Here is a 3261-nt window from a genome sequence, read left to right as displayed (position 1 = left end):
TGTGAAACGGCGAATTGTCAGCGGAGCTAACGGCACGTTATAATAGATGCTTTTATCTCCCTGACTGCGCTGTCAGTCTGCATAAATCACTTTGTCAGCGGAGAAACGGCACAATCTCGTAGCTTTATCTTAAAAGAGCAGGCGGCTCTTTTAAGATAAGGCCATGAGCACAAACGTGGTCACAGCCTTAAAAATTGAATAATTATGGTTCAAAAGTTTTGATTATTGACTGCAGCGAGGATGATCTCGTCATCAATGACCTGGCGTTCCTGCTGGGCACCGATTGTCAGGGCGTCCGTCATGAGGTTATCGATGAGGCGCGGATTGCCGCGGGAGTATCCGTGGATAGCACCAAGGGCAGCTTCGCTGATGATGCTGCGTGAAGCACCGGCACAGTTCAGTTTGTGAAGGATATATTCGGATACTTCATGGTCATCGAGCCCTTCATAATTATAATGGATAGTGATGCGCTGACGGAGTGCTTCATGGATCGGCTTGCGGAGGATGTCATTGAGGTGTGACTCACCGCAGAGGATCAGGGTAAAGCAGTTCAGGGAATCATAGCCGTAATTCATGAGCATCTTGATGTCATTAAGGATGCCATTGCTGAGGTACTGGGCTTCATCGATGGCAAGGAGCAGGGGCTGGTGCTTGTCGCGGTACAGGTAGGTGATCTGTTCCTGGATGGCCTTGAACATGGCCGGTTTACCACCCTTGTCAGAGACACCCAGGATGGAACAGAACTGTTTGTAGAAGTCAGCGACACTGATGGTGGACAGGCACATATACTCCATGTGGTACTGGTTGGGGTTCAGGCTTTTGGCAAAACACCGCAGGGCATAGGATTTCCCCATGCCGGGAAGTGCGGTAAAAACCCCGATCCCCCTGATGTTTTTCAGGTGGTTGAGACGGACATTCATTTCCATAAAGTCTTTGGAACGGAAGCAGTCCTTTTCTTTGAGCTGCTGTTTGTCAAAAGGGTTGAAAGTAAGTCCATAGAAAGAGTTATAAACCATGGTCATCCTCCGATCTTTGAATAGTCAAGTGCAGGTCCATTGTTACGCCTGGTGTGACAGTTTTCATATTTATTGGTCTTACGGATCGGGAAACGGTTTCCTTCATATAAGATGAAAGCAGAATCCATGTCGTCGGGAAGGAAGCGGATCTCTACTGTGGATGAGATAAACTGCATGGGACAGTCATAGCTGATTTTGTCAATGGAGACTGTGGAATCTTTGCGTACTTTGCGGGTAATGCGGTTGAAGAAACAGTTATCCAGCCATTCCCGTGATTCAGGGATGCGGGGATGGTCTTTCGTGTTCCGGTAACGTTCCATAGGAGTACAGCTGATGCCGGAATGGACGGTGGTGTTGTAGGAGCGCATGTAATCCCTGAGCATGGAGTTGAACTGTGCCAGGGAAGTGATGCGTGAAGGATCAAGGGAGTATAACCAGCGTTCCTTCAGGGTGCGCCACTGTCTCTCCGATTTGCCTTTGGAGGCGCCGTCCCTTGGACGTGTATGGATCAGGACAATGCCGAGGGCGACACAGATCATGGAAAGCTGCTCATTGGAATAAGGAGAACCATTATCGACCAGCAGCTTGTCGGGCAGACCATAAGTGGCGATGGCATCCTTGAGGACTTTCTGGAAGTTGTAGGCATTGTCGTTATAAAAGAGGCAGCCGCCGACCAGGAGACGGGAATGGTCATCGATGATCATGACGCAGTAAACGCGCCGGGACTTTCCATCTTCCGTAATGTGTGGGAAGTAGCATGTATCCGCCTGCCAGATCTTGCCGAATTCATCTTCTTCGAAGGCTTTGCGGTCACGAATGTTGGGGTCACGTGCAGATTTCAGGTCGTTCCTTTTGATAAAACGCTGGACAGCACAGACACTGACGGTGGCCGGGATAAAGGAATCGGCGACCAGGTGTTGGTGGATCTGGGTGGCATTGAGCCTGGGAAACTCCTTTTTGAGGCGGTAGATCTCTTCGATGGCAGTATCCGGGAGTACCCTGGTAAGGCCTTTGTCAGAGCGTGGATGGGGCATCAGTGCCTCAAGCCCGCCGCGCTGGTACATGGAGACCCATTTTTCGATGGTCTTATAGTTATACTCCACAACGGAACCATCAGGAAGCGTGAATGGTGAAGCTGCCACGCGTTTGTAGAAAGCAGTTCTGGAAGCATCCGGATAGAGATCCTGGATGACGGGTGCGATGATGCCGAAGCGGAACTGGGCGACTTCAGCAGCTTTACGGATTTCTTCTTTGTGTTCATTCATAGTGTAATCCCTCCTTGAGACTATGGTAAAACAAAGGAGTGCAAGAAGGAATGCCCGTGTCGTGTGGCCGGTGGAAAACCCGGATATGTCAGAATACGGTCTGGCGGTATGGCGCCGGATTTCTGTGGGACTGGAGAAAGGAAAACGAAGTATGGAGCACGAAAGCGGAGGCAACAGCAGAGAATTCAGGGATCCTGCAGAGCGATTTCAGGAAAGCAAAAGAGGAAGTCTCGGCGGAAGTGAGCATACCGAGCCATTCCTGCTTGTGGGAGAGGAACAGGGAATACCAGCGGTAGAGCATGGAGTGTGAGATATCAAATCTGGAACAAAGCTGCTCGACAGTATATCTTCCGGTAAGATACTCGGCAATGACACGGAGGATAAAAAACAGGCCATAAGTACTGTAGGGGATGATCAGATCAGGGAGAATGGCATGGGTATGCCCGCAGCTTCTGCAGATAACCCGGCAGATACAGACGGTATGATAAACCGGTCTTCCGGAGATAAAGTCAATGAGATTCCGTTCATAGGAGGCATGGGAGTGGCAAGTGTGGGAGGCACCACAACAAGGGCAGACTTCCTTCTCTGGGAGAAAACCAGCCATAAATGAATCAAAAAGCAATTTAGAAGAAGATTTAATACGAATTAACTTGCAAAACAGGGAGTTTTTTCTTATCATAATAGTGTTGATGTGACTGCTATCAGCAGAGGGCCACTATCATTAGGACACAGATCCTGTTCAAGGCACTGCTTGCGGCACACACATGAGATGAGAGAAAGAACGAACTGTGGTAGGGGCTGTTCTTTCTCTTTTTTTAGTTTCATGGAATACTATACGGGTAAGGGAAGAAATGGTCAAGATAAACAGAAAAAAACGTGCCGTAAAACACAGCACGTTAAGATAGACATGAAAAGGGATGTTCCGAAAATAATCTGCCGTATAGTTGCGGTAGGTGAGAACTATAATTCGACGCGGGACA

At 48.9% G+C, this 3261-nt stretch carries 4 protein-coding genes and 1 pseudogene; 2 read left to right on the top strand and 3 right to left on the bottom strand.

The window, feature by feature from the left end; genetic code table 11:
- Positions 1-209: 209 nt before the first annotated feature.
- Complete coding sequence (locus tag ACTNEW_RS16135) at positions 210-1016, bottom strand: ExeA family protein (RefSeq protein WP_441062811.1); 807 nt, start codon at positions 1014-1016, stop codon at positions 210-212.
- Positions 1017-1018: 2 nt separating this feature from the next.
- On the bottom strand, positions 1019-2281 hold the full coding sequence (locus tag ACTNEW_RS16130; protein WP_441062809.1) for a DDE-type integrase/transposase/recombinase: 1263 nt from the start codon (positions 2279-2281) through the stop codon (positions 1019-1021).
- Between the two features lie 85 nt (positions 2282-2366).
- Between ACTNEW_RS16130 and ACTNEW_RS16125 the strand changes: the two genes are divergently transcribed.
- Positions 2367-2591 carry a hypothetical protein gene (locus tag ACTNEW_RS16125; protein WP_441062815.1) on the top strand — a complete coding sequence of 75 codons (225 nt, stop codon included), beginning with the start codon at positions 2367-2369 and terminating at the stop codon, positions 2589-2591.
- Positions 2592-2606: 15 nt separating this feature from the next.
- Here the strand turns inward: ACTNEW_RS16125 and ACTNEW_RS16120 are convergent.
- Positions 2607-2795, bottom strand: a pseudogene (locus ACTNEW_RS16120) (DUF6431 domain-containing protein); the annotation flags it as partial.
- Between ACTNEW_RS16120 and ACTNEW_RS16115 the strand changes: the two are divergent.
- The gene (locus ACTNEW_RS16115; protein ID WP_441062813.1) at positions 2715-2891 is read left to right on the top strand and encodes a hypothetical protein; all 177 of its coding nucleotides are present in this window, start codon (positions 2715-2717) and stop codon (positions 2889-2891) included. The pseudogene ACTNEW_RS16120 and the gene ACTNEW_RS16115 sit on opposite strands and share 81 nt — an antisense overlap.
- The last annotated feature ends 370 nt before the right edge of the window (positions 2892-3261 follow it).

Origin of the sequence: Blautia sp. HCP3S3_G3, assembly GCF_052063365.1 — a bacterium.
GTDB lineage: Bacteria > Bacillota > Clostridia > Lachnospirales > Lachnospiraceae > Blautia_A.
Note: the sequence above shows the minus strand (reverse complement) of the source record. Positions and strands in the feature narration are given on the sequence as shown.

What these genes read in the sequence shown, in the direction of transcription:
- ACTNEW_RS16135 (WP_441062811.1), bottom strand. Translation starts at nt 1,016, where the DNA reads ATGGTTTATAACTCTTTCTATGGACTTACTTTCAACCCTTTTGACAAA.
- ACTNEW_RS16125 (WP_441062815.1), top strand. Translation starts at nt 2,367, where the DNA reads ATGTCAGAATACGGTCTGGCGGTATGGCGCCGGATTTCTGTGGGACTG.
- ACTNEW_RS16130 (WP_441062809.1), bottom strand. Translation starts at nt 2,281, where the DNA reads ATGAATGAACACAAAGAAGAAATCCGTAAAGCTGCTGAAGTCGCCCAG.
- ACTNEW_RS16115 (WP_441062813.1), top strand. Translation starts at nt 2,715, where the DNA reads ATGGGTATGCCCGCAGCTTCTGCAGATAACCCGGCAGATACAGACGGT.